Below are 26,158 nucleotides of genomic sequence, written 5' to 3'. Positions count from 1 at the left end.
GGTCGGCAGATTATGAACAGAAACTTATATCTTTTATTTACGTTATTCCTGTGTTGTTGTCTTCATGCTACAGCGCAAAATGATTTCATCAACTGGCTTGACGAGGTCCTGCTCAGTGATGTGAAACTAAATAATAATTCTGAAGGACAGTTTGTTAAAGAGATAAGTGCCTCGGTAATCCAGCGTTCAGAGCCTCTGTTAACTTCTCTACTTAAATTCAATACGCCGTTCTTTTTTCGTGAAAATGGATACGGAATGGTCTCTTCAGCTTCTGTGCGTGGTACTGGAGCTTCGCAAACCGCGGTTATCTGGAACGGTATAAATATCAATTCTCAATTTACCGGACAGACAGATTTCAATACCGTAAACACTAAAGTATTTGATAATATCAGTCTGCGGCCTGGAGGAGGAAGTGTGGTTTACGGCAGCGGGGCTATTGGTGGAACTATTCATTTAAGCAATGAATTCAGATTTGACGGGAATTCAGAAAATGAACTTCGGTTGGGTTATGGTAGTTTTGATTCTTACCAGGCTTCATATAATGGAAATTTTTCTACCGAAAAGACCAGTGTAAACATAGGATTGGCAGGAGTCAGTTCTGAAAACGATTATAAATATCTGGATACACAGGAGCGCAATGAAAACGGGGACTTTTATAATGTGTCCTTAAATGCATCTATAGCTCATTGGATAGGAGATTCTAATATTTTAAAATTCTATTCTAATTATTACCAGGGAGATCGTGGTTTTTCGGGAACTTTGAATTTACCTTCCAATAGCGAATTTGAAGACCGGAATTCAAGAAACCTTCTGGAATGGAAGTCTTTTGCCGGGAAATTCACCAGTAGCCTCAAACTTGCCTGGTTAGATGAAAGCTTTAAATATTATGAGAACAGGGATTCTGATAATTTTAGTTCTGGTGATGCGGAAACTGGAATTATTAAATATGACCTGGAATATGAGTTTTCTAAAAATAAGAGGCTTAATCTAATAGTCGATTATACCGATGTACAGGGAGAGGGCACAGGAATTGAAAATGCCGAAAGAAAGATAGGAGGGATTTCTGCGTTATGGAGTCATCAACTGGAAAGGTTAAGCTATGAGCTTAGCTTAAGGCAGGAGATCACTAATAATTATGACTCACCTTTATTATTTTCTATAGGAAGCTCGTATCAGTTCTCTGAAAATTATCTGCTAAGGTTCAACTCGTCCCATAATTTTCGCATACCCACATTTAATGATCTATTCTGGTTGCAGGGAGGAAATACAGATCTGGATCCTGAAACATCCCTTCAGGCCGAAATCGGAAATGAATTAAAATTCAATGATTTCAAAATCAATCTTACCGGGTATTTTATAGATATCGATGATCTTATACGCTGGATTCCGGATGGATCTGGTATTTGGAGACCGGTAAATACAGCCAATGTCCATAATTACGGACTGGAGTTTTTTGCCGGATGGAATACTCAATTAGGGAATAATCCTTTTAGCCTGAACTCGAGCTATGCCTATACGCGATCTATAGATCAGGAAACAGATGATCAACTCATCTACACTCCACAGCACAAGGTAACTTTATCGGCTGGCTATGAGATAGAGAACTTTAGCGTCCTGCTGCAATCACTTTATAATGGAAGTATTTACACTTCTTCAGACAATAATTATGAACTGGAAGCCTATGAGATCGCTGACCTTTACGTGGGATATACATTTTTAACTAAGCCTGAAATAGGCGTGGACCTGCGTTTAAATAACATCTTCAATAAGAAATATCAAAGTCTGCCATCCCGCATCATGCCGGGAAGGTCTATTAATTCTACACTAACTTTCAAATTTTAAACATGAACTACAAACACTTATTTCTATTATTTTTTATCGCACTATTTTTCAATTCCTGTGAAAATGATGATTGCTGCGCCCCAGTGCCGGAAACAGATGCCCAGTTTAGTTCAGGGATTTTTGTCCTGAACGAAGGTAATTTTGGCTCAGCCAATGCTTCGGTAAGTTTTATAAATGAAGAGAACGAACAAAATTCAGCACAGATCTTTAATGAGGTCAATGGGATGGATCTTGGAGATACCGCGCAAAGCATGGAACTGCATGATGATTTTGCGATCATAGTGGTAAATGTTTCGAATAAGATCGAAATCGTTAATCGCTTTACATTCGAAAGATTAGGAACTATAAATACCAATTTGGTGAACCCAAGGTTTGCCGAGGTAATTGGAGATAAACTTTTCGTTACTAATTGGGGAGATGGCGGGAATCCTGATGATGATTTCGTAGCAGTTTTCAACCTTCTGGATTTCTCATTTATTGAAGCAATTCCTGTAATGGAAGGCCCAGAGAAGTTGATTTCTGTAAACAACGCTCTTTATGTTGCGCACAAAGGAGGTTTCTCATTCAATAATATAGTTTCGGTAATAGATAGCGAGTCTAATACTGTAGTAAAAGAGGTTGAAGTTGGCGATCTTCCAAATTCCATGGTCGTTCAGGGAAATGACTTATGGGTGATGGCTTCTGGAAAACCTTCTTACGCAGATGAAGAGACTGCTGGTGGACTATACAGAATAGACCTTGGAACCAATGAGGTTATGGAAGTTTTTGAATTTACCGATAATACAATTCATCCTGAAAATCTTCAGCTAAACGACGGGAATGCCTATTTCACTATAGGTAAATCTGTTTATCTATATGAACCAGGACAAGAGCTACCAACGTCCGCGGCATTCAGTCTGGACGAGGTCGCTGTACTTTATGGCTTTGAGATCTACCAGAATAGAATATATGTGGCTTCTCCAAGAGCAGACTTCACGGGAGATGGTGATCTTTTAATATATGATCTAAACGATGGCAGCCTGCTTGATCAATATTCCACTGGTATTAATCCAAATGGGATTTATTTCAACTAAGTATTCAAAATTTCAGGCAATAAAAAAACCCCACTTAATAGCGGGGTTTTTTATTTATTGATTTATTTGAATAGTGGTTTTTTTTGTGGTAGTTCATCAAATATATTCTTGGAACTTATATAAAAACCTCTTTCATCTTCAGGTTGCAATTTTCCTGATTCCCATCTTTCAAAATCACCAGGACTCTGGCTTCTATTTCCTGTGATTTGTGCAATCGTTTCTGCAAGTAAAGGTTCATCCAGTTCTCCTAGTTGTCCTAAATTAGATGGTGATTCCTCAATTAAAACATCTGGAGTCAGACCATCTATGAAATCTGTATAGCCATTAGCATTAGCGAATTTATAAACTAAAGGTTGTAATGCATACTTGTGATCTGGATTTGCGCCAGTTTTACTAAAATTTTCCGAGTCATATAAAGTTACAGAACCCTGGAATTTACCACCTGTATCTGAGCCCACGTGAACAACATCTATATAAGGTTCTAAGCCAATAATAAAACTTTCGCTGGCAGAGTAACTTCTACCGGTCGCAATTACATAAACCCTGTTAAGGTTAAGACTGTTTATGGCAGCACCATCATCTATTTTCGAATCAAACCTGTTATATAATCTCTCCGGAGCTTCTTGTTCGAAATAAGCCTGGTAATTTTCATTCCATTTCTGCTGGGTAAATATTTCTCCTTCGAACTGTCCTGTAACCATACTGGCAAGATCTGCTGAAAATTCAGAATACCCCCCAGAATTATAGCGTAGATCTACGATAAGCTCCTGAACATTCTGAGCCTTAAATTCGCCGAATACATTATTCAATTTGGTGTCATCTATACCGAATTCACCAAGAAATGTACTAAGATATAAATAACCAATTTTCACGCCACCTTCGGTAAATACCTTACTAACTGGAACAGTTTCTTCCTTAAATGAAGCTTTTGTAACAGTTATAGGATTTTCTTCCGGGACAACTACACCATCTTGGATAGTTGATAAACCTAGTTCTAAAACGTCATTTCCGAATATGCCCTGATAATTATTTACGGTAATAGTAGAACCATTTACTTCAGAAATATAATCACCTCTTTCCAGTCCTGAATCATCAGCAGGCCCTCCAGGAGATACATAAGTTACATAAGCTAAAACCTGAGAATTACTATTTGGAGCATAGGCAAAACCATATTTAAAACCCGCAGATTTCCCTGTTGCCTGAAACATATTTTCAAGTTCTACGTAATCATCTACGATCCAGCTAAATCTGTCTTTTTCTGGATAGTCGTAAAGAAGGCCATCATAGAACAGGTCTTCAGGAGAGTCCCATTTCAAAAGATATTCCTTAAGCTCAGTCTGAGAAGAAAAACGATTATCAGCCAAATCTGGAACATCGCTTTTGTATAAATAGATGTTATTCATAGCTTTCCATACAAAGTCCTTAATTTCCAGTTCAAGTTCTTCTTCTGCTGTTAAAGTGTTGTCGGGCTTTTCAACAGGAAAATCCTCGACATCATCACTGTCTGAACAAGAAGTAATAATTCCTCCGGTTAAGAAAAGGAACATAATAAATTTAAAAATCTTCATAATTAATCTTAGGGTTAATATTTTTCTACAATTTTTTTCTAAAAATAGTTACATAAATACAATTAAAAAATAATTTGTAACAAAACTATTCCTGATTCGTCGTAAAGTTGAGAAGGCAGTATTAAACTAACCACAACCAAATGAAAGAACACACCTTCCTTAATATTATAAATCCTGTGAAGGATAAAATGTATCGCTTGGCTTTAAGGTTGCTTACTTCGAAGGAAGCAGCCGAAGATGCCACTCAAGAGGTGATTCTTAAGCTTTGGAATCGTAAGGATAGAATCAAGCACTATGCCAATGTTGAAGCCTTTGCGATGACGGTGACCAAGAACTACTGTCTGGATCAGTTAAAACTGAAGCAAAACAATAACCTTCGAATCGTTCATCAAAATTATGAAAGCAATCATCAATCCCTTCAGTCTGAAATTGAAGTAAACGATGAAATGGAATGGTTGGGCAAGATTGTTGCCTCACTTCCAGAACAGCAAAAGATGATATTTCAGTTAAGGGATATTGAGCAATATGATTATGACGAGATCGCAGAGATCATGGAAATGAATCAGACGGCAATAAGAGTTGCCTTATCAAGGGCAAGAAAAGCTATTAGAGAAAATTTGATAAAAAAGCACAACTATGGAATTAGATAAAATAGAAAGACTTCTTGAGCGGTATGACGAGGGAGAAACCTCATTAGCTGAAGAGAGGATACTGAAAGAGTATTTTCTCAAAGAAGATGTACCGGAACATTTAAGAAGCTATCAATTAATGTTCATCTTTTCGGCGAGACAGGCCGGGGAAAAACTGGAAGAAACTCCAAAGATCAGTTCGAAAAGGAACTGGTATACCTGGAGCTCGATAGCAGCCATACTAATTGTTGCGTTGGGAATCTTCTTTTTTAATGATTCTTCTCAGAGACTTAACGACAGTGACCTGGGAACAATTACCGAAGAAGAGATCGCGCTGGAAAAAGCTAAAGAAACACTGGCGATGGTTTCCCAAATCATGAATGAAGGGAAGTCTGATCTAGTATACCTGAAAGAGTTCAACAACACAAAAAATAAAATAATTCAAATAGATTAAAACCAGAAATCATGAATAGATTAGTAATTACCCTCCTGTTAGCCCTGGCTCCAATGCTTATTCAGTCTCAGAATTTTGAGAAATATGAGGACATGAAAGAAGTGGATGCCATGGTAATGACCAGTAAGATGTTTAAAATGCTGGCGAAAGTAGATCTAAGCGATAATGATCCCGAAGCCAGGGAATATATGAAGCTTATTGAAAACCTGGATCGTATCCAGATCTTTAAGTCTTCAGATTCCAAAGTAAGGTCTTTGATGGCCTCAGACGTTAAGTCTTACCTTCAGAAGGGATCTTTAGAAGAGTTAATGAGAGTAAACGATAATGGGCAGAATATCAAATTTTACTCACTTCCAGGTAAAAATGATAATTATGTGAAAGAGCTTTTCATGTACCTCGAAGGGAACGAAGATAATAAGCCTATGACAGTGATCTTGAGTATTACGGGTGAAATAGACCTATCTCAATTATCGAAGCTCACCTCAGACCTAAAGGTTCCTGGAGCAGAAGAATTAAAGAAAGCCAACAATAAATCATAAAATATGAAAACAATTAAATTTATAATCGCGATAGCCTTTTTTGCAGCTCTTACTTCTTGCAATGATGGTAAATCACTTCAAAAATATTATGTAGAGAACCAGGAAGATGCAGATTTTCTTGCCCTGGATGTTCCTACCAGCATGTTCGCTAATAGCAGTTCTTTAGAGGCAGAAGATAAAGCAACTCTGGAAAGCATTAAAAAGATCAATGTTCTTGCCTTGAAGAAGGATGAGAATCCAGCGAAATTTGAAGAAGAAAAAATAAAGCTGAACGAGATCTTTAAAGATGAGAAATATCAGCTGCTAATGAAATATGGTGGAGGAAACCGTAAAGCAGCATTATATTTTACAGGGGAAGAAGATGCCATCGATGAACTTATAGTATATGGCTATGATGATGAGCAAGGTCTTGGTATAGCCAGGGTTTTAGGTGAAGATATGGATCCTGAGAAGATCATGGAATTAATGAAATCTATGGATAAGGACAATATCAATGTAGAAGGTATTAAAGGTCTTGGAGAGATCTTTGGAAGCCAGGCTTCAGAAAAAGATTCCATGAGAGTTGAAATGAAAGTAAGCACCGAGGGAGAAGAAGACCAGGAATAAGAATTTGATGCTATTGAAGAATAGTGTAGTTAATTAGTTGAAAAGAAAAAGCCCCGGAGACGGGGCTTTTTTTAATCTAATAAGCTTTGGAATTATATTCCGGTATAATTCTGCGGAGTTATTTGATGCAGTTCTTTCTTTATTTCCTCAGATACTTCTAACTGATCAATAAATTCAGATATACTTTTTTCGGTAATTCTCTCATTGGTTCTGGTCAATCCTTTCAAGGCTTCGTAAGGATTTTTAAAGCCTTCTCTTCTAAGAATGGTTTGAATAGCTTCAGCTACTACCGCCCAGTTGTTTTCAAGATCTGCATTAAGTTTCTCTTCGTTGAGCAATAACTTATTAAGTCCTTTTAAAGTTGACTGAAAAGCGATAAGAGTATGACCTACAGGTACTCCAATATTTCTTAATACCGTACTATCTGTAAGATCACGCTGTAACCTGCTTACCGGTAATTTTGCAGCCAGGTGTTCGAATAGTGCATTAGCGATTCCAAGGTTACCTTCACTATTTTCAAAATCTATCGGGTTTACTTTATGCGGCATGGCAGAAGACCCTATCTCACCTTTTTTGATCTTTTGTTTGAAGTAATCCATGGAAATATAGGTCCAGATATCCCGATCAAGATCGAGCAAAATATTGTTGATTCTTTTTAGCGCATCAAATAAAGCGGCCATATGATCGTAATGTTCGATCTGGGTAGTAGGGAAGGAGTGGTGAAGTCCTAATTTGTTTTCAACAAAATCATTTCCGAATTTCTTCCAGTCTGTATCTGGATATGCAACTTTGTGAGCGTTGTAATTTCCTGTGGCTCCACCAAATTTTGCTGCGTGAGGGATCTCATCCAGAAATCTCATTTGTTCTTTGATCCTAATCACGAATACTTCGATCTCTTTACCTAACCTTGTAGGTGATGCCGGCTGGCCATGAGTTCTAGCTAATAAAGGAATATCTTTCCAGTCATTTGCCAGTTGCTGAAGTTTCTCCAGTATTTCATTAAGTTCTGGTTTATAGACTTCATCGATCGCGTCTTTAAGGCTTAATGGTATCGCAGTGTTATTTATATCCTGTGAGGTAAGACCAAAATGGATGAATTCTTTCGAAGTTTCCATTCCCAGTTTGCCGAATTCTTCTTTTAGAAAATACTCTACTGCCTTCACATCGTGATTTGTGATCTTTTCGATCTTTTTCACAGCCTGTGCATCAAGGGCAGTAAAGTTTTTATATAGTTCTCTTAATTTTTTGAAGTTATCTGGATCCACATCTTTAAGCTGAGGTAATCCCTGCTCGTATAAAGCGATGAAATATTCTACTTCAACAAGAATTCGATATTTTATTAAAGCCTCTTCGCTAAAATAAGCTGAAAGTTTTTTGGTTTTTGATCTATATCGTCCATCAATAGGTGATACTGCAGAAAGGGATGTCATCTTTTACTTTTAAAAATTAAAAGCGTAAAGATACCGCTTCAGATTTTACAAAAAAATTACTGCTTTAATTTCCTTAAAATCTTTATTGCTCGGGATTTGTAACCGGCAGAAGAGGAGATGATGTCTTTCTCTAGTATAGCCTTTAATTCTTCGGATATCCACTCTCTTTCATTTTTCAGATAATAAATGTTTTGCATCGAAAAAACTTTGACGGCTGTTTGTTCCGCAGAAACCAACCATAGAAACGAAAGGTCAATAATTTCAGATCTTATGGATGTGTTTAAATGAAAATTTGATCCGGAATTTAGGTGCTCATTAATGGCAAAATTAAAGATCTTCGCCAGGCATCTTCTTGAAGGAGAATCTGTGTACAATTTTCCGGAAAGAACCAATTCTGGTATATAGGAATGCAGACATCTAAAATTCCTTCGGCCCAAAACCTCGATAACCGTTAAAGCTTTAAGTGAATATGCTTCGTCATGTTTAAAGATATATTGCATGACCTCATTCAGCAATTCATGAGATCCAGAGATCTTTTCAGCGGCTTCTTCTCTTTTCTTTATAGTAGCATCAACCTGATCAAGAATCGATCGAGCTCTCATTTTTCAGAATTTATAAGTTTTTCTACCAAGGATGGTACGCCTTCAACGGCTGTATCGTTTATTATATGAAGATTTCCGCTTTCCCTTATATTAGGTTTTGGATCTATAAAATAAATAGGGGTCTGGCGAGGGGCAAAATCTACAAGGCTGGCAGCAGGGTATACCTGCATGGAGGTTCCTATAATTATTAGAATATCTGCTGTTTCGGTTATCTCAGCCGCTTTCTGAAACATTGGAACTGCCTCTCCAAACCATACTACGTGCGGTCTTAATTGATGATTATGCTCGCAAAAATCTCCCGGATTAATATCCTTTTTCCAATCCATGATAAGGTTTTCATCGAAGGTGCTCCTGGCTTTAAGAAGTTCGCCATGCAGATGGGTTACATTCGAACTTCCTGCTCTCTCATGCAGATCATCTATATTCTGCGTAATTATTTCAACCTTAAATTTATTTTCCAGGTCAACTAACGCATAATGCGCGGGATTAGGCTCTACTTTTAATAATTGTTTTCTTCTCTGGTTGTAAAAATCCAGAACCAGCTCCATATCCTTTTTCCATCCAATCGGTGAGGCTACTTGCATAACATCATGCCCTTCCCACAGGCCATTTTCATCTCTGAAGGTCTTAATTCCGCTCTCTGCGCTCATTCCTGCACCAGTTAAAATAACTATATTTTTCATTTTAACATTTTATTTGTACGTTTTTTAGATTTTGTTAACATCTGTAATTTTATTACTAACCGTAAGTAATTTAGATTTAAAGCTGGGAAGTAAAACTAAACTTTCCATTAATTTTAATTGTAATCAATACCTATTTATGAAAAATTTATTTAAACTACTAATGCTAGCATTGCCTATAATGCTATTTACAAGTTGTGACGAAGACGATGACTTCGCAACGGCTGTGGAAGAAACCGATCGAACGGGAACTTCAACAACCTACGATCTTGTATCTAAAGCTGATCCTTCAATTTCGGGGACGGCAACTTTTTATCAAAATAGTGACAACACTACGTTTGTCAAATTAAACTTACAGGGAACACCAGATGGAGGAGTTCATCCTGCTCATATTCATTTTAACTCTGCTGCAGAAGGTGGAGACATTGCTATTAGTCTTGAGCCTGTAGATGGTGATACAGGATTCAGTAGTACTGAAGTTGCTGCACTGGACAATGGTACAGCTATCACTTACGAGGAGCTTATCAATTTCGATGGTTACATTAATGTTCATGCCAGCCCAGATGACCTTAGCACCCTTGTTGCTCAAGGTGACATAGGACAAAATGTATTGACTGGAGTTTCAAAAAGTTATGACCTTAATACAAAAGACGTTGATGGGATCTCTGGAAGCATCTTATTCGAGCAAAGGATGAATGGTGAAGCTCTTGCTACCATTATGCTTGATGGTACTCCAGACGGAGGGACTCACCCGGCTCATATACATATGAATTCTGCCGCTCAGGGAGGTGACATTGCTATTACCTTTAATTCTGTGAACGGAACTACTGGAATGAGTCAAACAAATATTTCTGAGCTAAATGATGGTACTGCTATCACTTATAGCCAGATTTTAAATTATGACGGATATGTAAATGTTCATTTAAGTGCTGATGCTCTTGGGACTATTGTAGCTCAGGGAGATATAGGTGAAAATGAATTAACCGGAGAATCTAAAACCTATGCGCTTGAAGAAAGAGCTGTAGACGGTATCTCAGGATCTGTTGTATTTGAAGAAAGAAAAAGCGGTGACGCTTTAGCAACAATCATGTTAGATGGTACTCCAGATGGAGGAATGCATCCTGCGCATATCCATATGAATACTGCTGCAGAAGGTGGAGATATTGCTTTTACCTTTAATCCTGTGGATGGAACTACTGGAATGAGTATGACCGATGTGGCTATGCTTGACGACGGAACCAGCTTTGGTTATTCTAACGTACTTTCTTATGACGGATATGTAAACGTTCATTTAAGTGCTGACGCTCTAGGAACTATCGTTGCTCAGGGAGATATAGGTCAGAACGAACTTACAGGTGAGTCCAAATCATACGATCTTGATGAAAGAGCTGTAGAAGGTATTTCTGGTTCTGTATTATTCGAAGAAAGAATGAATGGAGAAGCTCTAGCTACAATCATGTTAGATGGTACTCCTGATGGAGGAATGCATCCTGCGCACATCCACATGAATACTGCTGCTGAAGGTGGAGATATAGCATTTACTTTTAACCCGGTAAATGGAACTACTGGAATGAGTAGAACTAATGTTGCAATGCTTGATGATGACACTGCTTTTGGATATGAAGATGTTCTTGAGTATGACGGGTATGTAAATGTTCATTTAAGTGCTGATGCTCTTGGAACTATCGTTGCTCAGGGAGACATAGGTCAAAATGAGTTAACTGGTATGTCTAAAGTATATGATCTTGATACAAAAGATGTAGCTGGTATTTCTGGTTATGTTCAGTTTGAAGAAAGAATGAATGGAGAAGCTCTTGCTACCATAGTATTGAGTGGTACTCCAGACGGAGGAATGCACCCAGCTCATATTCATATGGGATCTGTTGCTGAAGCTCCTGGTGCTATAGCTTTTACTTTTAACCCGGTAAATGGTACAACAGGTAGAAGTATGACCAATGTTTCTATGCTAGATGATGACACAGAGTTTGGTTATGAGGATGTTCTAACTTATGATGGATACGTAAATGTTCATTTAAGTGCTGAAGACCTTGCCACTCTTGTTGCTCAGGGTAATATTGGAAGCAACGATTAATAAAATTAATCTGGAAAATTAAACCCGGCTTTATGCCGGGTTTTTTTATTTTTACCCTGAAATGAATGACAAAGAAATCTTAGATCACCTCCAGGAATTCCTTACGCCAAGACGTAAATCCCTATTCGAAAAAGTTCTGGCTGAACGTACAGATCACTTAACCGTTGTAGCACAGGATGTTTACCAATTGCACAATACCAGTGCTGTGGTGCGAAGCTGTGATGTGTTTGGGGTACAGAATATTCATGTTATAGAAGAAAAGATTCCGCGTAGAATAGATAAGGAGATCGCTATGGGAGCCCAGAAATGGGTTGATATTAACCGTTATAATTCGGCTAAAGATTGTGTAAAAAGATTGAGAGCAGAAGGTTACCAGATCGTGGCGACAAGTCCGCATGATGATTCTCAGTTACTGGAGGATTTTGATATTAGCACTCCTGCCGCTCTTTTCTTTGGAACCGAAAAAGACGGTTTGTCTGATGAAATAATGCAAGAAGCAGATACAACGATAAAAATTCCCATGGTGGGCTTCACCGAGAGTTTAAATATTTCTGTTTCTGCAGCGATCATTTTACAAAGCTTAACCTCAAAACTCAAAAAATCTGACGTGAATTGGCAATTTACTGAAGAGGAAAAGGACAGGATTCGAATGAATTGGACCAAAAAGACCATAAAAAATTCAGAACAAATTATTGAAAGATTTCTTAATCAGTAATTATTTGTAACTTTTACTCGCCTAAACCTACTTAATGACCCTCTTTTTTTATTTAATTATAGCGCTAATTACATTTTTTGCTTTCCTACACGCGTGGGCAAAAAAGGATTATGATGTGAGTAGAACCGTGGTAATTAACAGACCCAGGGAAGAAGTGTTCAATTTTGTTCGTCAGCTAAAAAAGCAGCCTTTATGGAATCCCTGGTTTAAAAGAGACCCGGAAGCCGTTCTGAAATACAAAGGAGAGGATGGTAAAATCGGGGCCAGTTTTTATTGGAAAGGAAACAATAAAGCAGGTGAGGGGATACAGCGTATCGTAAAAGCCAAGCAGGGTAGAGTTTTCGAAACCAAGATATTATTTGTAAAACCTGTGAAGGTAAATGCTTTGACTTATATTGGGGTTAAGGAAATTGAAGCCGAAAAAACTAAAATGGTTTGGGGAGCTCGCGGTAATCTGGCCTTTCCATTGACCATCATCAGTATTTTTTACTCGCCCGAAAAGGCGTTAGGAACCAAATTCGACGAGGGTCTGAAGGAATTAAAAAGTATACTGGAAGTGAATTAGTTCTTCTGCAGAACCTTGTATTCTTCGTAACAACTGTTTATAGCGTCCAGGATCTGAAGGTCATTTGCTGTTTTCATAAAATCCTGGGAATAATTACAATTGTTTAGGATCTCATCAATTTCAGCTCTGTTAACCTGTAAAAGCGCCATCAAAGTTTCACGGTCAAACTTATTACGCAAAAGACTTCTGATGTTGTCATCTTTCTTCATCTGGCGTAATTTCTTCATTTGTCTGGGCCTTGTACCAAAGATATTATAAACAAGATCGGCGGGATTAGAAAGCGATCGTATGGCTTTGGTAACAGCATTTGGAGATGAATCACCACCTTCATAACCAGAATTTAATCCGGAAATACTATAGCGGTAATTATCATAAATAGGAATATTCTTTGCGTCGATCTCAAGATAACCAGTTAATTTTACAGTGTTTACCGTTACTTCTTCTAAAGCAAAACCTAGTTCGGTCATTTTCACCTTCACGTTACCATACTTTAGCCAGTCATTGGTAACTCTTACGCGTATGGATCTGAATCCCAGGTAAGAAAAGTATAAAGTATCATTAACTGTAGCCTGCAGCTCAAATTCTCCGTTTTCATCGGTTACTGCACCTTTAACCTGGTTCAGGTTAACGATATGCACATTTTCGATAGGCTTATCATTGGCGGCATTCATAACCGTCCCGGAAACCATATCCTGAGCAGACATGTATCCCGATACTAGGAGAAAAAATATAAGAAGGGTGTTTTTCATAACAATCGGGGCTAAAAATATAAAATCCTTATAAAAAACAATGCCAAACTTAGAGATTAAGTTTGGCATTTATTGAATTTATTAAGCTTTCGATCTTCTTCTCTTTATTGAATTCTCGATATTCTTATTTCGGCTTCCTTTTCTTGGTCCTTTATCATCTCTTTTTTCAGATCTTCTTCTTCCGCTGAATTTTCCACCTTTGTTATCGTCAAAGCTTTTGGAGTTTCTTCTTCCTCCGCCGCCACCGCCGCGTTCTCTTTTTCTACCTCCGCCACCTCTGCCAGATTGCTGGTCTTTGGTAACTTCAACATTAACGAATCTTCCATTCTGTTTGTATTCAGTGAAAGTCTTAAGAATTAGGTCTGTGTGCTTTTCATCTGTATTAAAGAATGAGAAACTCGCTTTACAGTCTACTTTGAATACATCATCCCTGTCCAGGTTAAGTTCTTCGGTAAGGAAGTCTTTAAGGCTCTTCCAGTCATAACCGTCCTTAGATCCTACGTTGATGAAATACCTGGTATTTCCTTCAGAAACTTGTGGTCTGCCACCTGCAGATTCTGAATTAAGATCTGGAGCTTTCTGATAGTAATTAAAGAAACGGGTGAATTCTACCGAAAAGAATTTTTTGATCAATTCTTCCTTGGTGAAATCTTCCAGAGCTTCGTTAATAGTTGGAAGGTAAGGATCGATATCATGATTGATCTCTGTCTTCTTAATATCATTAGCTAAATGGAAAAGCTGTGTTTTACAAATCTCTTTACCATCAGGAATTTGTTTTTCCTCGAATTTCTGCTGAATGATCTTCTCAATAGTTCTGATCTTACGAACTTCACTTTTAGAAATGATCACCATAGAAACACCGTTCTTACCAGCTCTACCTGTTCTACCACTACGGTGAGTATAGGTCTCAATTTCGTCTGGCAATTGGTAGTTAATTACGTGAGTAATATCGTCTACATCGATTCCACGTGCAGCAACATCTGTTGCTACAAGCATTTGGATCTGGCGGCTTCTGAAACTCTTCATTACCAGGTCACGTTGATTTTGGCTTAGATCTCCGTGTAATGCCGCAGCATTGTATCCATCCTCAATCAGTTTTTCTGCAACTTTTTGAGTATCTCTTTTTGTTCTACAGAAGATCACTGAGAAAATATCAGGATTAGCATCTGCAAGCCTTTTTAATGCATCGTAACGATTACGGTGATTTACTAAATACCACTCGTGAGAAACGTTAGAAGTACCCATGTTTTTAGATCCTACAGTAATTTCTACAGGATTTGTCATGAACTTCTTGGCGATCTTAGCAACTTCTTTAGGCATGGTTGCAGAAAATAACCATGTTTTCTTTTCTTGTGGGGTATGAGAAAGGATACTCTTTATATCTTCATAGAATCCCATGTTCAGCATCTCATCTGCTTCATCAAGCACACAATATCCAATAGAGGAGATGTTTGCCATTCTTCTGCGGATCATATCCTGCATTCTACCTGGAGTAGCTACGATGATCTGAGCTCCTCTTTCGATGGCTCTTGCCTGGTCTGTAATACTAGCTCCACCATAAACTGCCACTACGTTCAAAGATTTTTTATACTTCGAGTAGTTCTTAAGTTCATTAGTGATCTGTAGACACAGTTCACGGGTTGGCGAAAGGATTAATGCCTGGGTTTTCTTAGAATTTGAATCAATTTTCTGGATTAGCGGAAAACCAAAAGCAGCTGTTTTACCAGTTCCTGTTTGTGCCAGTGACACAAGGTCGGTTTCCTGTTCTAATAAGATTGGGATTGATTTTTCCTGTACTTCACTTGGAGTTTCAAACCCCATGTCTTCAATGGCCTTAAGCAAGTCTGCGTCAAGTCCAAGTTTTTGGAATGCGTTCATTCGTTTAATGTAAGTATTCGATTATAATATGTAAGTGTTACATAAGAAGCGAATCGACATACTTAAAACCTAAACTTCTAGCAACACATCCTCACCCTGAGGAATTTCAAGCGGCAAATATAGTCTTTTATTTCTGACTACCTAGGATAAATAATTTTATTTAAATATTTGATTATCAAGCAGTTTTGAAATTAGGGGTTTCTTGTTCGGCTTTTTATTGGGAAAGATATTCAATAAGTGCCTTAAAAGCGATCCCTCTGTGACTGATTTTGGTTTTTTCACGCAGGTCCATTTCCGCGAAACTTTTGTCGAATCCATTGGGTAGAAAGATAGGATCATAACCAAAACCCTTATTGCCTTTTCTTTCTTTGAGGATAGTGCCTTCACAAATTCCGGTGAAAAGGTTTTCATGTCCTTTTAAATTAAGCGCTATTACGGTCCTGAATCTGGCAGTCCTGTCATCTCTTTTTTCAAGCTGACTAAGGAGTTTTTCAACGTTCTTTTCATCGTTCTTTTCGTCTCCCGCATATCTCGCCGAAAAAACTCCAGGAGCGCCGGCTAGCGAATTTACCTCCAGGCCTGTATCGTCTGCAAAACAATCGTAACCGTAATGATTTTTCACATAATCTGCCTTGATCATAGCATTTTCGTCGATGGTATCTCCGGTCTCTGGAATATCTTCCTTACAATCTATATCTGTAAGTGAAAGGAGTTCGATATGATCTGGTAAAAGGCTTTCGATCTCTTTAAATTTGTTGGGATTATGCGTGGCAAATACTAATTTCATGCGTGAATTATCTGTGGTGGTATGGTTCATTTTTTAGGATAGTGAAAGCCCTGTAAAGTTGTTCGGTAAAGAATAATCTCACCATTTGATGGGAAAAGGTCATCTTCGAAAGGGAAATCTTTGAATCTGCTCTATTGTATAATTCTTCAGAAAAGCCATAAGGTCCTCCAATTACAAAAATGAGTCTTTTTAAACCTGTATTCATTCTCTTCTGAATATATTCTGAAAAGCTCTCTGAACTGAATTGTTTGCCGTTCTCGTCCAGCAATATCACGAAATCTGAATTCTGCAAACCTGAAAGTATCAATTCACCTTCCTTGGTTTTTTGCTGATTCTCATCCAGATTCTTCACCTTCTTAAGGTCTGGAATGATTTCCAGCTCGAATTTAATATAATGCTGAAGCCTATCTTTATAGATCTTAATAAGTGTATCCAGTTCTTTTTTATCTGTCTTTCCTATACAGACTAATTTTATGGTCATCCCGTGATTTTAGTACAGACTTTACTACATTTACAAAAATAAGCAGAGAAAATGATCTCACCGGAACAATTCGAAAAAGAAATTGAATTAATTATTAAAAATGCGATTAGGGAAGATGTAGGTGATGGAGATCACAGTTCCCTGGCCTGTATCCCTAAAGATGCTACCGGAAAAGCAAAATTGCTGGTCAAAGACCAGGGAGTCCTCGCTGGTGTTGAGTTTGCAAAAAGAGTTTTTAATTATGTAGATCCAGAATTAAAGGTGGAGGTGCTACTGAAGGATGGCGACCAGGTAAAGCGCAGGGATATCGCGTTTTATGTGGAAGGAAGTTCCCAGTCGATTTTAAAAGCTGAAAGGCTAGTGCTTAATGCCATGCAGCGTATGAGTGCTATCGCCACCAAAACAGCAGAATTTGTAACCAAACTAGAAGGCACCAAAACCAGGATCCTGGATACCCGTAAAACAACTCCAGGAATCAGAGCCCTGGAGAAATGGGCCGTAAAGATAGGAGGAGGAGAGAATCACCGTTTCGCTCTCTATGATATGATAATGTTAAAGGACAATCATATAGATTTCGCCGGAGGGATCACTAAAGCCATTGAAAAAACTAAGAATTATTTACAGGATAATGATCTGGATCTTAAGATCATCGTGGAAGCCAGGGATATGAATGAAATTAGAGAGATCCTTAAATCTGATGGTGTTTATAGAATTCTGATAGATAATTTCAACTATGAGGACACTCGTAAGGCAGTAGACCTTATTAATGGAAAATGCCTCACAGAGTCTAGCGGAGGAATTACACTCGAGACCGCTAGAAGTTATGCGGAATGTGGCGTCGATTTTATTTCCAGTGGAGCCTTAACGCATTCTGTTCATAATCTAGACCTGAGCTTAAAAGCCGTATAATATGGCCCCACAAAAAGCGATCAAATCTAAACTTGAAGAATTTTCCGATTGGTGGAAGCGAGAGACCAAGAAGATCATATTACCGGGTTTAGAAGGATTGTCGCTTTACAATCTGTGGATAATTTATTGGGGAGGTATCGTAAAAGGGACTTTTTCAACCAGGGCTAGTTCTATTGCTTTCAGTTTCTTCATGGCTATATTCCCATTTCTCCTTTTCATTCTAAACCTTATACCTTATATTACATTTATAGATGATTTCCAGATCCAATTCTTATTGTTTATGGATTCTCTATTGCCCCCGGAAACATCAGATTTTTTTGGGACTATTTTTGAAGATATTGCTAATACCCCAAGGGGTGGTTTATTATCTGTAGCATTTTTCCTTTCTATTTTTTTAATGACCAACGGAGTAAATGCAATCTTTACCGGGTTCGAGTTTAGTTATCATACAAAAAACAACCGGTCTATTCCGCGTCAATATGCTGTAGCTGTGGGAGTTTCGCTTATATTGGCACTGTTGTTGCTTATATCAGTTATAGGAGCGGTTTATATGACCTATGCGATCGACGATTTGAGTAATTTTGGGATTGATGTCGCCGGAGGTTTTGGAGAGGATCTGATTAAGTATATTGGATTTGTAATATTGATCTATACCGCGGTTTCAATTTTGTATTATTTTGGAACCCGGGAAGCAAGACAGGCCCGTTTCTTTTCGATCGGTGCTTTTTTTACCACGGTCCTTATCATGATAACCACTTTTTTGTTCAGTTTGTACATCACAAACTTTTCAAATTATAACGAATTATACGGATCTATTGGAGCTTTGCTGATTTTAATGTTTTATATATGGCTGAATTCCAATATGTTACTTTTAGGTTTTGAACTAAATGCATCTTTGATCAAACTGAAGAAAAAATTTAAATAACTTTAAACCAAACTAAACCCTTAACAATGAAAAAAATAATTTTTGTTTTTATCGCACTAATGAGTGCAGGCTTAACCTCGGCTCAAACTGAAGTTGGTGGTGTAAATCTTCCTAATTCTGAAACTTTCCAGGGACAAACCCTAAACCTTAACGGTGCAGGTGTTCGTGAAAAACTTTGGATAGACCTTTATGCAGGTGGATTGTATCTTACCAAGAAATCTTCAGATGCTTCAGCAATTATGGGGGCAAATGAACCAATGAGCATTAAACTTCATATCGTTTCAAAACTTATTACCAGTGACAAAATGATGGAAGCTGTGAATGAAGGTTTCGAGAATTCTACTAATGGGAATACTAAACCTCTTGCGGCCAAGATCAAGAAATTCCAGGATTTCTTTCTGGAAGAGATCAAGCGTGACGACATATTCGATATAGTATACATGCCATCTCAGGGCGTTGTTGTTTACAAGAACGATAATGAGCTTGGAACTATAGAAGGTATGGATTTTAAAAAGGCTTTATTCGGAATCTGGTTATCTAACAAACCAGCAGACGATGACCTTAAAGAAGCCATGCTAGGAAAATAATATGAAAGATCTGTCTTTAATTATTGTCTTTCTAACCTTACTAAGTCTTCCTGTCCAGGCGCAATCTGTGCTTGGAAAATGGAAGAATACCAATGAAGAAGGTCGTGTGAATTCCATTATCGAGATCTATGAAAAAGGAGATAAGATATATGGAAAGGTAGATAAGATAATGAGAGAAGAGGATCGGGATCGTATTTGTACCAAATGCCCGGGGGAACTTAAGAATGAACCCGTTCAGGGCCTGGAAATAATGCAAGGTCTGGAAAAAGATGGTGATGAATATGTTGGAGGAACCATCGTGGATCCTAAAACAGGAAAGAAATATCGTTGTAAGATATGGCTTGAAGAGGATAATCCAGATGTTTTAAAGGTTCGAGGTTATATTGCTTTGTTTTATAAAACTAAGGAGTGGACTAGGACCAGATAGATCTTACAGAATATAAAAGCTGTTCTTAAATTTTCAGTTTTACTTTCGAAAAACTAATGATTCTTAATATTTTTGAATTCAATAGTTAGAGGGTAAGCTAAGATTAAGAACAGCTTTTTCTCTTTTTATAAACCAACCCGTTATAAATGTCCTATTTCGCTGATCTTATCCTGCCACTTCCGCTGGATAACCGCTTTACATATAGTCTTACAGATGAAGAGGCCCAGTTTATTCAGCCCGGGATGCGACTGGCAGTGCAGTTTGGTAAGAACAGGATCTATACGGGGATCGTAGCAGAGATTCATCAAAATCCTCCTGAGATTTATGAGGCAAAACCAATTCATCAGATCCTGGATGAAAAACCGCTGCTTACCTATGAACAGTTAAAGTTCTGGAATTGGCTGGCGACCTATTATTTGTGTACCGAAGGGGAAGTGATGCGTGCCGCGTTGCCGGGAGCTTTTTTGCTCGAAAGCGAAAGTATCGTTAAGCTTTCGAAAGATGTCGAGATCGAGACCGCTGTTTTAAATGACGATGAATATTTGGTGGTTGAGGCTCTGCAAAGGCAGTCTTCCATGAAGATACAGGAGATCGAACAGTTGCTGGACAGGAAGAAAGTATTACCGGTTATTAATAAACTGGTTTCAAAAAACATAGTTGATCTAAACCAGGAGATCTATGAGCAATACAAGCCTAAAGAGGTGAGGTATGTAAGGCTTAATCCAGCTTATGAAGCCGAAAGCGAAATGCATGCTCTGCTGGATGATCTTTCTAGAGCGCCAAAACAGCGGGAAATAGTATTATCCTATTTTTCTATCACCGCCAGGTCTAAAAAATCATTGAAGGTAAAAGAACTTTTAAAGGAATCAGGGGCTAGTGCTTCTATTCTGAAAAGCCTTATCGATAAAAATATATTCGAGGAATACTTTCAGGAAATAGACCGTATAGTTTTTTCAGGTGAAATTAATTCACACGAGATCAATCTGAATAAAATACAGCAACAGGCTTTTGGAGAGATCAAAGATAATTTTAATGAGAACAGGGTTTGTTTGCTGCATGGGGTGACTTCTTCCGGGAAGACAGAGATCTATATAAAACTTATCGAGGAAGCCATCAATAATGGGAAACAGGCCTTATATCTTTTGCCTGAAATCGCGCTAACCACGCAACTCATAAAAAGACTTCAGAATTATTTCGGAGATAAGGTTCTGGTGTATCACAGTAAATACTCTTTAAATGAACGGGTGGAGATCTACAGGAAGGTTCTTGATAATACAGAAAGTGGTAAAATAGTTATTGGTGCCAGGTCTTGCGTATTCCTGCCATTTCAGGACCTCGGTCTTATCGTGGTAGATGAAGAACATGAGTCTACTTTTAAGCAATATGATCCCGCGCCGCGCTATCATGCCCGGGATGCAGCCGTAGTTCTGGCTAATATGTTTCAAGCCAATATTGTTCTGGGTTCAGCAACACCTTCTATAGAATCATATTTTAATGCCGAGCATAATAAATATGCTTTGGTGGAATTGAACCGAAGGTTCGGGAATGTCCTGATGCCAGAAGTCGAGATCGTGGATATAAAAACAGCTCACCGAAAGAAGAAAATGACAGGCCATTTTTCTGAAAGGCTTATCGAAGAGATCAAGGAAAGTCTGAAGGAAGAGGAGCAGGTGATCCTTTTTCAGAATAGAAGGGGGTTTTCCCCAATTATGGAGTGTAATACCTGTGGGCACTCTCCGCAATGTCCTAATTGTGATGTGAGTCTTACTTACCATAGCAATAACAATCAGTTGCGCTGCCATTATTGTGGTTATCATATAGCTATGCAACATCAATGCATGGCCTGTGGCAGTAATGAGATCTCTACCAAGGGGTTTGGAACAGAACAGGTAGAAACCGAGTTAAAAGCTTTATTTCCAAAGTATAAGATAGGGCGAATGGATCAGGATACCACCCGTGGAAAATATGCTTACGAGAAGATCATTTCAGCCTTTGAAAATCATGAAACCGATATTCTTATAGGTACGCAAATGCTTACTAAGGGTCTTGATTTCAGGAAAGTAAGCCTAGTAGGGATCATGAATGCAGATAATCTCCTGAATTTCCCTGATTTTCGCGCCCATGAAAGAAGTTTCCAGTTAATGCTTCAGGTTGCTGGTAGATCCGGGAGAACCAAAAAAAGAGGGAAAGTTCTTATTCAGACCTATAATCCGCATCACCAGATCATTCAGCAGGTTTCTACAGGCGATTACGAAGCTATGTATAAGGAGCAACTGGAAGACAGGTATCAGTATCAATATCCGCCTTATTTCCGGCTAATACGGTTAACTCTAAAATGCCGGGATTATTCCAAAACTAATGAAGCAGCCGAATGGCTGGCGAGAGCTTTAGAGAACGTTTTTGATCGCTATGTGTTGGGTCCGGAATTTCCTCCGGTTGCCAGGATACGTAATGAGTACTACAAGAATATTCTTATTAAGATCCCGAAGAAACAATCCCTGGGGAAAACAAAGAAAATGGTTCATCGAATCCTTACTACCTTCAGAGCTATTGGCGCATACAGGTCGGTTAGGGTAGTGGTAAATGTAGATCCCCAATAAAAAAAGCCACTTAAAAAAGTGGCTTTATATATAATAAGGTAATTTGATTTCTATTGTATGGCGCTAAGAGCTTCAACCAGGTTAGCCTTCTTATGGCGGCTAAGTGGTAATTTCTCTTTGTCGATCTCGATATTCTTGCTGTTATAACGCTCTATCTTGTCAAGATTGACAATATAAGATTTATGGGTTCTGAGGAACCGCTCGCTAGGAAGCTGTTTTTCAAAAGATTTCATGGTGGCAAGGACCACAAAATTATCTTTTTCAGTCACAAACTTTACATAATCACCCAGAGCCTGAATATACTTCAGTTTACTTAGGAATACTTTTCTGTTCTTTAGGTTGCTCTTAACGAAAATGAAATCATCATCTTCTGGCACAGCTGTTTGATGTTTCAGCTTATAAAGGTTAACCGCTTTATTTACCGCGTTATTGAACCTGTCTTTAGTTACCGGCTTGTGGATGTAATCTACTGCATCATAATCGAAAGCCTTGAAGGCATATTTGGTTTTTCCAGTAACGAATATGATCTGAGGTTTGTTTGGAAGGTTGTCCAAAAGCTCGAATCCCGAAAGTATAGGCATCTCGATATCCAGGAATATCAGATCTGTTTCAGTATCTAATAAACCATTTTTGGTTTCGATAGCATTATTATATTCGGCAACGAGTTTAAGATTAGGATGATCTTTTATCAACTTAACAATTGATAGCCTTTGCAGGCTGGAATCATCAACGACGGCACATTTGAGTAGTACTTCTTCCACGGTTAATAGGTTAGTCACTAACAATATTACTCATTAAATATAAGAAATACAAGGTAAAATATTTTTACATCGATAAAATTTGTGTTTTATCCTCATTATTAAGCTTTGAAATAAGGAATATAAATCATATTTTTGCAGCCGATTTAATTTAAAGATTAATTATATGAACAATTATGAAACTGTTTTCATCTTGAATCCCGTTTTATCTGATGAGCAGATAAAGGAGACAGTTAAGAAATACGAAGATTTTCTTGTTTCGAAAGGGGCTGAGATGGTAGCTAAAGAAGATTGGGGCCTAAGAAAACTGGCTTATGCAATCCAACACAAGAAAAGTGGTTTTTATCACTTATTTGAATTTCAAGCTCCTGGTGAAGTTATCGAGCCATTAGAATTAGAATTCAGAAGAGACGAGCGTATGATGCGTTACTTAACTGTGAAGTTAGATAAGCATGCTGTAGCTTGGGCTGAAAAAAGAAGAAAACGTAACAAGGAAAAAGCGTAATCATGGCAACATCTATTGAACAACAAGCAAAAGGAAAAAAAGACGGAGAGATCAGGTATCTTACTCCTCTTAATATAGAAACAACCAAAGCTAAAAAATACTGTAGATTCAAAAGATCTGGTATTAAGTACGTTGATTACAAAGATCCTGATTTCTTAATGGGCTTTGTAAACGAACAGGGGAAATTATTACCTCGTCGTTTAACAGGTACTTCTTTGAAGTTTCAGAGAAAAGTGGCTACAGCCGTTAAGCGTGCTCGTCACTTAGCATTAATGCCTTACGTAGGTGATTTATTAAAATAAAAAGAGGCAGTTATGGAAGTGATACTTAAAAAAGACGTAGATAATTTAGGTTTTAAAGATGATGTTGTAGCTGTTAAGAACGGTTACGGTAGAAATTATCTTATTCCACAAGGATATGCTGAACTGGCAACTCCTTCTGCAAGAAAAGTTTTGCAAGAAACTTTGAAGCAGCGCGCCTATAAAGAACAAAAGCATATAGACGAAGCTAAGAAACAAGCTGAAAAACTTAACAACCTAGAAATTAAGATGACTGCGAAAGCAGGAGCAGGTGATAAGTTATTCGGTTCTATCACTAATGGTGATTTAGCTGATGCTCTTGCTAAAGAAGGTGTAGAGATCGAAAAGAAATACATTAACATCGCCGGTGGTAACATCAAGCGTTTAGGACAGTACGAAGCAACTTTGCGTTTTCACCGTGAGGTAGTTTCTAACTTTACCTTTGACGTGGTAGGTGAAGCTTAATTTATTTTACTTATAGAAAAAAGCCTGCTCATTTATGAGTGGGCTTTTCTTTTTTAGTGAAACTGAATTTTGATTTTGGGCAAAATTCTTAGTTGAACTAGTCCCGAAGAATTTCGGGATCTTATTAAAATTATTCGAAATAACCCTTATGAAATACGCAAGATTAACAAAGGAACAGTTTGAAGAGATGCATCAGGAATTCATCAATTTCCTGGCTACACAATCTATTACTGCAGATGAATGGGAGCAGATCAAAAAAGATAAACCTGAAGCTGCCGAAGAAGAACTGGATATTTTCAGCGATCTTATCTGGGAAGGTGTTTTGAATAAGGTAGAGTATCTGGAACATTTCTCACCAAACCAGATCTTCCTGTTTCATATCACAACCGCGACGATCGAGCTTATAGCTGTTAAAGTTGAGAATGAAGCGATAGATATTACTACTCGTGAAGGGTATCAATGGCTGCAAACCAACTTACTGGACGATACCGTAACTATTTACACTTCAACAAGAGCTATTAGCGACGACAGGAATAAGGATATTTTCGCGCTTATCAAGCAGGGAGCCAATATCACCCAGGGTGATCTTTATGGCTATTTCAAGAATATAGTAGAAGGCTAATTATTTATTCGTATCTCAGGGATTCAATTGGATCCTGTTTAGCTGCCTTTGCTGCCGGATAGCTTCCTGCAAGTATTGCCACCAGGATAGTGATTCCTGTTGCCCATAACATGGCTTTCCATGGAGTGGTAAATGCAAAATCAAGCGAACTGGCTACAGCGTAACCAATTCCTATTCCCAGAAGAATTCCCAGCAATCCGCCAATCTGGCCTATTACCAGGGTTTCCAGGAAGAATTGCGTTGCAATGGTGTTTTTCTTTGCGCCAAGTGCCTTTCGAACTCCGATTTCCCGCGTTCTTTCGGTTACGGTTACCAGCATGATATTCATTAAAGCGATCGAAGAACCGAAAATCGTAATAATAGAAATGATCCAGGCGGCAACATTAAGCGCGCCGGTAATAGATAGTATTCTATTGATAAGATCATCACTTCGTTCCAGGCCGAAATTGTTCTCTTCCCTCGGGTTTAATCCGCGAATATTTCTGAAGGTAATGATGGCTTCATCCATGGCAGCCTCAAGCATTTCTTTATCTTCTACTTTTACGCTAAGACTGTAATTGATATTTGGCTGTGAGAATATAGAACGCGCATGCTGTATAGGAATAAATACACGCAGATCCTGGTTGTTTCCAAAAGTACTTCCCTTAGACTCCAGTACACCTATTACTTTAAACTTAGCTCCACGAATACTAATGGTTCTGTTTACAGGATCATATCCCTTAAATATTCCATCTTTAAAATCTGAACCGATAACGGCCACGTTGTTATTGTTGTCGATATCAAAAACGTTGAATTCACGGCCGTCTTCTACTTCCAGGCCGGTATTTTGAAGATAATATTCGTTAACTCCTAGAACCGATATTTCGGGGTCTGTCTTCTCATTTTCATATTTTATCTCTGCGGAAGAGGTTCCGGTGAAAGATATGGCTGTTTCGGTAAAGGGATATTCAAAATTCTCTTCGAATTCTTTAACCTCACGATAACTTATGATAGGATTCACCTTTCTTTCTTCGTTCCCAAAACTCTGTGTTCTGAATTCGTAGCGTTGTAGATTGAAGGTGTTCGATCCCATGGAAGCGAAATCCTTGCTGATCGTGTTTTCAAGAGCTGCTACGGCACTTAAGATGCCTACAAGCGCAGTTATCCCAATTGCTATGATAAGGACCGTAAGGATGGTCCTGAGGGATTGGTTTTTTATGGAATTAAGGGCTATCCTTATATTTTCCCGAAAGAGTGAAAACATGGGTTGAATTTTCTGGCTTACCGGTTAGACTATAAAATTAGGACTTTGTTACTTAAAATTTCAAATTTGTTTGGGTTCGCTTAAAAATTAAGATATTTGCAATCCTTAATAGCAAATTCAGCTCAAAA

The 26,158-nt window shown here is 38.1% G+C and carries 28 protein-coding genes; 18 read left to right on the top strand and 10 right to left on the bottom strand.

What is annotated here, in order from left to right:
- The first annotated feature begins 12 nt into the window (after positions 1-12).
- Together C8P64_RS08965 and C8P64_RS08960 are read left to right on the top strand one after the other, a co-directional pair.
- Complete coding sequence (locus C8P64_RS08965) at positions 13-1,842, top strand: TonB-dependent receptor (RefSeq protein WP_108171732.1); 1,830 nt, start codon at positions 13-15, stop codon at positions 1,840-1,842.
- Between the two features lie 2 nt (positions 1,843-1,844).
- Positions 1,845-2,915, top strand: coding sequence for a YncE family protein (locus tag C8P64_RS08960; RefSeq protein WP_108171731.1), 1,071 nt, complete (start codon positions 1,845-1,847; stop codon positions 2,913-2,915).
- A 62-nt stretch (positions 2,916-2,977) separates the two neighbouring features.
- Here C8P64_RS08960 and C8P64_RS08955 read toward each other — a convergent pair whose 3' ends face one another.
- Positions 2,978-4,483 (bottom strand): S41 family peptidase, encoded by a 1,506-nt coding sequence (locus C8P64_RS08955; protein ID WP_108171730.1) that lies wholly within the window; start codon positions 4,481-4,483, stop codon positions 2,978-2,980.
- A 140-nt stretch (positions 4,484-4,623) separates the two neighbouring features.
- Here C8P64_RS08955 and C8P64_RS08950 point away from each other — a divergent pair, with 140 nt between their 5' ends.
- Genes C8P64_RS08950 through C8P64_RS08935 form a run of 4 tightly spaced genes read left to right on the top strand, consistent with a single transcriptional unit; the run spans position 4,624 to position 6,711 of the window.
- Positions 4,624-5,133, top strand: coding sequence for an RNA polymerase sigma factor (locus C8P64_RS08950; RefSeq protein WP_108171729.1), 510 nt, complete (start codon positions 4,624-4,626; stop codon positions 5,131-5,133).
- Complete coding sequence (locus tag C8P64_RS08945) at positions 5,120-5,566, top strand: hypothetical protein (protein WP_108171728.1); 447 nt, start codon at positions 5,120-5,122, stop codon at positions 5,564-5,566. Before C8P64_RS08950 ends, C8P64_RS08945 begins: the two co-directional genes overlap by 14 nt.
- An 11-nt stretch (positions 5,567-5,577) precedes the next feature.
- Positions 5,578-6,105, top strand: coding sequence for a DUF4252 domain-containing protein (locus C8P64_RS08940; protein WP_108171727.1), 528 nt, complete (start codon positions 5,578-5,580; stop codon positions 6,103-6,105).
- Between the two features lie 3 nt (positions 6,106-6,108).
- Positions 6,109-6,711: a DUF4252 domain-containing protein gene (locus tag C8P64_RS08935; protein WP_108171726.1), complete on the top strand. Its 603-nt coding sequence runs from the start codon at positions 6,109-6,111 to the stop codon at positions 6,709-6,711.
- 92 nt (positions 6,712-6,803) lie between these two features.
- On the opposite strand, the gene purB is transcribed toward C8P64_RS08935, so the two are convergent.
- From purB to C8P64_RS08920, 3 genes are read right to left on the bottom strand one after another with little or no spacing between them, the layout of a single operon-like run.
- Positions 6,804-8,141 (bottom strand): adenylosuccinate lyase, encoded by a 1,338-nt coding sequence (gene purB / locus C8P64_RS08930; RefSeq protein ID WP_108171725.1) that lies wholly within the window; start codon positions 8,139-8,141, stop codon positions 6,804-6,806.
- Positions 8,142-8,197: 56 nt separating this feature from the next.
- Positions 8,198-8,743 carry a hypothetical protein gene (locus C8P64_RS08925; protein WP_108171724.1) on the bottom strand — a complete coding sequence of 182 codons (546 nt, stop codon included), beginning with the start codon at positions 8,741-8,743 and terminating at the stop codon, positions 8,198-8,200.
- A complete protein-coding gene (locus C8P64_RS08920; protein ID WP_108171723.1) occupies positions 8,740-9,426 on the bottom strand; it encodes an SIR2 family NAD-dependent protein deacylase in 687 nt (228 codons plus the stop codon). Before C8P64_RS08920 ends, C8P64_RS08925 begins: the two co-directional genes overlap by 4 nt.
- 136 nt (positions 9,427-9,562) lie before the next feature.
- On the opposite strand from C8P64_RS08920, the gene C8P64_RS16575 reads away from it, so the two are divergent.
- The 3 genes from C8P64_RS16575 to C8P64_RS08905 all read left to right on the top strand — a co-directional run bounded on the left by C8P64_RS16575 (position 9,563) and on the right by C8P64_RS08905 (position 12,795).
- Positions 9,563-11,515, top strand: a complete 1,953-nt coding sequence (locus C8P64_RS16575; RefSeq protein WP_211307604.1) for a CHRD domain-containing protein — start codon at positions 9,563-9,565, stop codon at positions 11,513-11,515.
- Between the two features lie 61 nt (positions 11,516-11,576).
- The gene (locus tag C8P64_RS08910; protein ID WP_108171722.1) at positions 11,577-12,230 is read left to right on the top strand and encodes a TrmH family RNA methyltransferase; all 654 of its coding nucleotides are present in this window, start codon (positions 11,577-11,579) and stop codon (positions 12,228-12,230) included.
- A 34-nt stretch (positions 12,231-12,264) separates the two neighbouring features.
- On the top strand, positions 12,265-12,795 hold the full coding sequence (locus C8P64_RS08905; protein WP_108171721.1) for an SRPBCC family protein: 531 nt from the start codon (positions 12,265-12,267) through the stop codon (positions 12,793-12,795).
- Here the strand turns inward: C8P64_RS08905 and C8P64_RS08900 are convergent.
- The 4 genes from C8P64_RS08900 to rlmH form a co-directional block, all read right to left on the bottom strand.
- The gene (locus tag C8P64_RS08900) at positions 12,792-13,544 is read right to left on the bottom strand and encodes a carboxypeptidase-like regulatory domain-containing protein (RefSeq protein WP_108171720.1); all 753 of its coding nucleotides are present in this window, start codon (positions 13,542-13,544) and stop codon (positions 12,792-12,794) included. The genes C8P64_RS08905 and C8P64_RS08900 overlap by 4 nt on opposite strands.
- A gap of 81 nt (positions 13,545-13,625) precedes the next feature.
- Complete coding sequence (locus C8P64_RS08895; protein WP_108171719.1) at positions 13,626-15,422, bottom strand: DEAD/DEAH box helicase; 1,797 nt, start codon at positions 15,420-15,422, stop codon at positions 13,626-13,628.
- 214 nt (positions 15,423-15,636) lie between these two features.
- Positions 15,637-16,209 carry a non-canonical purine NTP diphosphatase gene (locus C8P64_RS08890; RefSeq protein ID WP_108172218.1) on the bottom strand — a complete coding sequence of 191 codons (573 nt, stop codon included), beginning with the start codon at positions 16,207-16,209 and terminating at the stop codon, positions 15,637-15,639.
- A gap of 7 nt (positions 16,210-16,216) precedes the next feature.
- Positions 16,217-16,690 carry a 23S rRNA (pseudouridine(1915)-N(3))-methyltransferase RlmH gene (rlmH, locus tag C8P64_RS08885; RefSeq protein WP_108171718.1) on the bottom strand — a complete coding sequence of 158 codons (474 nt, stop codon included), beginning with the start codon at positions 16,688-16,690 and terminating at the stop codon, positions 16,217-16,219.
- 51 nt (positions 16,691-16,741) lie between these two features.
- Here rlmH and nadC point away from each other — a divergent pair, with 51 nt between their 5' ends.
- From nadC to priA, 5 genes are all read left to right on the top strand, one after another.
- On the top strand, positions 16,742-17,599 hold the full coding sequence (gene nadC / locus C8P64_RS08880) for a carboxylating nicotinate-nucleotide diphosphorylase (RefSeq protein ID WP_108171717.1): 858 nt from the start codon (positions 16,742-16,744) through the stop codon (positions 17,597-17,599).
- Between the two features lies 1 nt (position 17,600).
- Positions 17,601-18,524: a YihY/virulence factor BrkB family protein gene (locus C8P64_RS08875; protein ID WP_108171716.1), complete on the top strand. Its 924-nt coding sequence runs from the start codon at positions 17,601-17,603 to the stop codon at positions 18,522-18,524.
- 26 nt (positions 18,525-18,550) lie between these two features.
- Positions 18,551-19,111, top strand: coding sequence for a chalcone isomerase family protein (locus C8P64_RS08870; protein ID WP_108171715.1), 561 nt, complete (start codon positions 18,551-18,553; stop codon positions 19,109-19,111).
- Between the two features lies 1 nt (position 19,112).
- On the top strand, positions 19,113-19,538 hold the full coding sequence (locus tag C8P64_RS08865) for a DUF2147 domain-containing protein (protein ID WP_108171714.1): 426 nt from the start codon (positions 19,113-19,115) through the stop codon (positions 19,536-19,538).
- Between the two features lie 146 nt (positions 19,539-19,684).
- Positions 19,685-22,138 (top strand): replication restart helicase PriA, encoded by a 2,454-nt coding sequence (gene priA / locus C8P64_RS08860; RefSeq protein ID WP_108171713.1) that lies wholly within the window; start codon positions 19,685-19,687, stop codon positions 22,136-22,138.
- Between the two features lie 50 nt (positions 22,139-22,188).
- Here the strand turns inward: priA and C8P64_RS08855 are convergent, their stop codons facing one another.
- On the bottom strand, positions 22,189-22,899 hold the full coding sequence (locus C8P64_RS08855; RefSeq protein ID WP_108172217.1) for a LytR/AlgR family response regulator transcription factor: 711 nt from the start codon (positions 22,897-22,899) through the stop codon (positions 22,189-22,191).
- A 163-nt stretch (positions 22,900-23,062) separates the two neighbouring features.
- On the opposite strand from C8P64_RS08855, the gene rpsF reads away from it, so the two are divergent.
- From rpsF to C8P64_RS08835, 4 genes are all read left to right on the top strand, one after another.
- On the top strand, positions 23,063-23,401 hold the full coding sequence (gene rpsF / locus C8P64_RS08850) for a 30S ribosomal protein S6 (RefSeq protein ID WP_108171712.1): 339 nt from the start codon (positions 23,063-23,065) through the stop codon (positions 23,399-23,401).
- Positions 23,402-23,403: 2 nt separating this feature from the next.
- Positions 23,404-23,703, top strand: coding sequence for a 30S ribosomal protein S18 (gene rpsR / locus C8P64_RS08845; RefSeq protein WP_026916063.1), 300 nt, complete (start codon positions 23,404-23,406; stop codon positions 23,701-23,703).
- A 12-nt stretch (positions 23,704-23,715) separates the two neighbouring features.
- Positions 23,716-24,165: a 50S ribosomal protein L9 gene (gene rplI, locus C8P64_RS08840; RefSeq protein ID WP_108171711.1), complete on the top strand. Its 450-nt coding sequence runs from the start codon at positions 23,716-23,718 to the stop codon at positions 24,163-24,165.
- Positions 24,166-24,313: 148 nt separating this feature from the next.
- A complete protein-coding gene (locus C8P64_RS08835) occupies positions 24,314-24,787 on the top strand; it encodes a DUF6495 family protein (RefSeq protein ID WP_108171710.1) in 474 nt (157 codons plus the stop codon).
- 4 nt (positions 24,788-24,791) lie between these two features.
- Here C8P64_RS08835 and C8P64_RS08830 read toward each other — a convergent pair whose 3' ends face one another.
- Positions 24,792-26,030, bottom strand: coding sequence for an ABC transporter permease (locus tag C8P64_RS08830; protein ID WP_108171709.1), 1,239 nt, complete (start codon positions 26,028-26,030; stop codon positions 24,792-24,794).
- Positions 26,031-26,158: the final 128 nt, after the last annotated feature.

The organism is Christiangramia gaetbulicola (assembly GCF_003054225.1).
Classification (GTDB): domain Bacteria; phylum Bacteroidota; class Bacteroidia; order Flavobacteriales; family Flavobacteriaceae; genus Christiangramia; species Christiangramia gaetbulicola.
Note: the sequence above shows the minus strand (reverse complement) of the source record. Positions and strands in the feature narration are given on the sequence as shown.

Excerpts from the sequence above, each read along its gene's own strand:
- C8P64_RS08965 (WP_108171732.1), top strand. The coding sequence starts at position 13 with ATGAACAGAAACTTATATCTTTTATTTACGTTATTCCTGTGTTGTTGT.
- C8P64_RS08960 (WP_108171731.1), top strand. The coding sequence starts at position 1,845 with ATGAACTACAAACACTTATTTCTATTATTTTTTATCGCACTATTTTTC.
- C8P64_RS08955 (WP_108171730.1), bottom strand. The coding sequence starts at position 4,483 with ATGAAGATTTTTAAATTTATTATGTTCCTTTTCTTAACCGGAGGAATT.
- C8P64_RS08950 (WP_108171729.1), top strand. The coding sequence starts at position 4,624 with ATGAAAGAACACACCTTCCTTAATATTATAAATCCTGTGAAGGATAAA.
- C8P64_RS08945 (WP_108171728.1), top strand. The coding sequence starts at position 5,120 with ATGGAATTAGATAAAATAGAAAGACTTCTTGAGCGGTATGACGAGGGA.
- C8P64_RS08940 (WP_108171727.1), top strand. The coding sequence starts at position 5,578 with ATGAATAGATTAGTAATTACCCTCCTGTTAGCCCTGGCTCCAATGCTT.
- C8P64_RS08935 (WP_108171726.1), top strand. The coding sequence starts at position 6,109 with ATGAAAACAATTAAATTTATAATCGCGATAGCCTTTTTTGCAGCTCTT.
- purB (WP_108171725.1), bottom strand. The coding sequence starts at position 8,141 with ATGACATCCCTTTCTGCAGTATCACCTATTGATGGACGATATAGATCA.
- C8P64_RS08925 (WP_108171724.1), bottom strand. The coding sequence starts at position 8,743 with ATGAGAGCTCGATCGATTCTTGATCAGGTTGATGCTACTATAAAGAAA.
- C8P64_RS08920 (WP_108171723.1), bottom strand. The coding sequence starts at position 9,426 with ATGAAAAATATAGTTATTTTAACTGGTGCAGGAATGAGCGCAGAGAGC.
- C8P64_RS16575 (WP_211307604.1), top strand. The coding sequence starts at position 9,563 with ATGAAAAATTTATTTAAACTACTAATGCTAGCATTGCCTATAATGCTA.
- C8P64_RS08910 (WP_108171722.1), top strand. The coding sequence starts at position 11,577 with ATGAATGACAAAGAAATCTTAGATCACCTCCAGGAATTCCTTACGCCA.
- C8P64_RS08905 (WP_108171721.1), top strand. The coding sequence starts at position 12,265 with ATGACCCTCTTTTTTTATTTAATTATAGCGCTAATTACATTTTTTGCT.
- C8P64_RS08900 (WP_108171720.1), bottom strand. The coding sequence starts at position 13,544 with ATGAAAAACACCCTTCTTATATTTTTTCTCCTAGTATCGGGATACATG.
- C8P64_RS08895 (WP_108171719.1), bottom strand. The coding sequence starts at position 15,422 with ATGAACGCATTCCAAAAACTTGGACTTGACGCAGACTTGCTTAAGGCC.
- C8P64_RS08890 (WP_108172218.1), bottom strand. The coding sequence starts at position 16,209 with ATGAAATTAGTATTTGCCACGCATAATCCCAACAAATTTAAAGAGATC.
- rlmH (WP_108171718.1), bottom strand. The coding sequence starts at position 16,690 with ATGACCATAAAATTAGTCTGTATAGGAAAGACAGATAAAAAAGAACTG.
- nadC (WP_108171717.1), top strand. The coding sequence starts at position 16,742 with ATGATCTCACCGGAACAATTCGAAAAAGAAATTGAATTAATTATTAAA.
- C8P64_RS08875 (WP_108171716.1), top strand. The coding sequence starts at position 17,601 with ATGGCCCCACAAAAAGCGATCAAATCTAAACTTGAAGAATTTTCCGAT.
- C8P64_RS08870 (WP_108171715.1), top strand. The coding sequence starts at position 18,551 with ATGAAAAAAATAATTTTTGTTTTTATCGCACTAATGAGTGCAGGCTTA.
- C8P64_RS08865 (WP_108171714.1), top strand. The coding sequence starts at position 19,113 with ATGAAAGATCTGTCTTTAATTATTGTCTTTCTAACCTTACTAAGTCTT.
- priA (WP_108171713.1), top strand. The coding sequence starts at position 19,685 with ATGTCCTATTTCGCTGATCTTATCCTGCCACTTCCGCTGGATAACCGC.
- rpsF (WP_108171712.1), top strand. The coding sequence starts at position 23,063 with ATGAACAATTATGAAACTGTTTTCATCTTGAATCCCGTTTTATCTGAT.
- rpsR (WP_026916063.1), top strand. The coding sequence starts at position 23,404 with ATGGCAACATCTATTGAACAACAAGCAAAAGGAAAAAAAGACGGAGAG.
- rplI (WP_108171711.1), top strand. The coding sequence starts at position 23,716 with ATGGAAGTGATACTTAAAAAAGACGTAGATAATTTAGGTTTTAAAGAT.
- C8P64_RS08835 (WP_108171710.1), top strand. The coding sequence starts at position 24,314 with ATGAAATACGCAAGATTAACAAAGGAACAGTTTGAAGAGATGCATCAG.
- C8P64_RS08830 (WP_108171709.1), bottom strand. The coding sequence starts at position 26,030 with ATGTTTTCACTCTTTCGGGAAAATATAAGGATAGCCCTTAATTCCATA.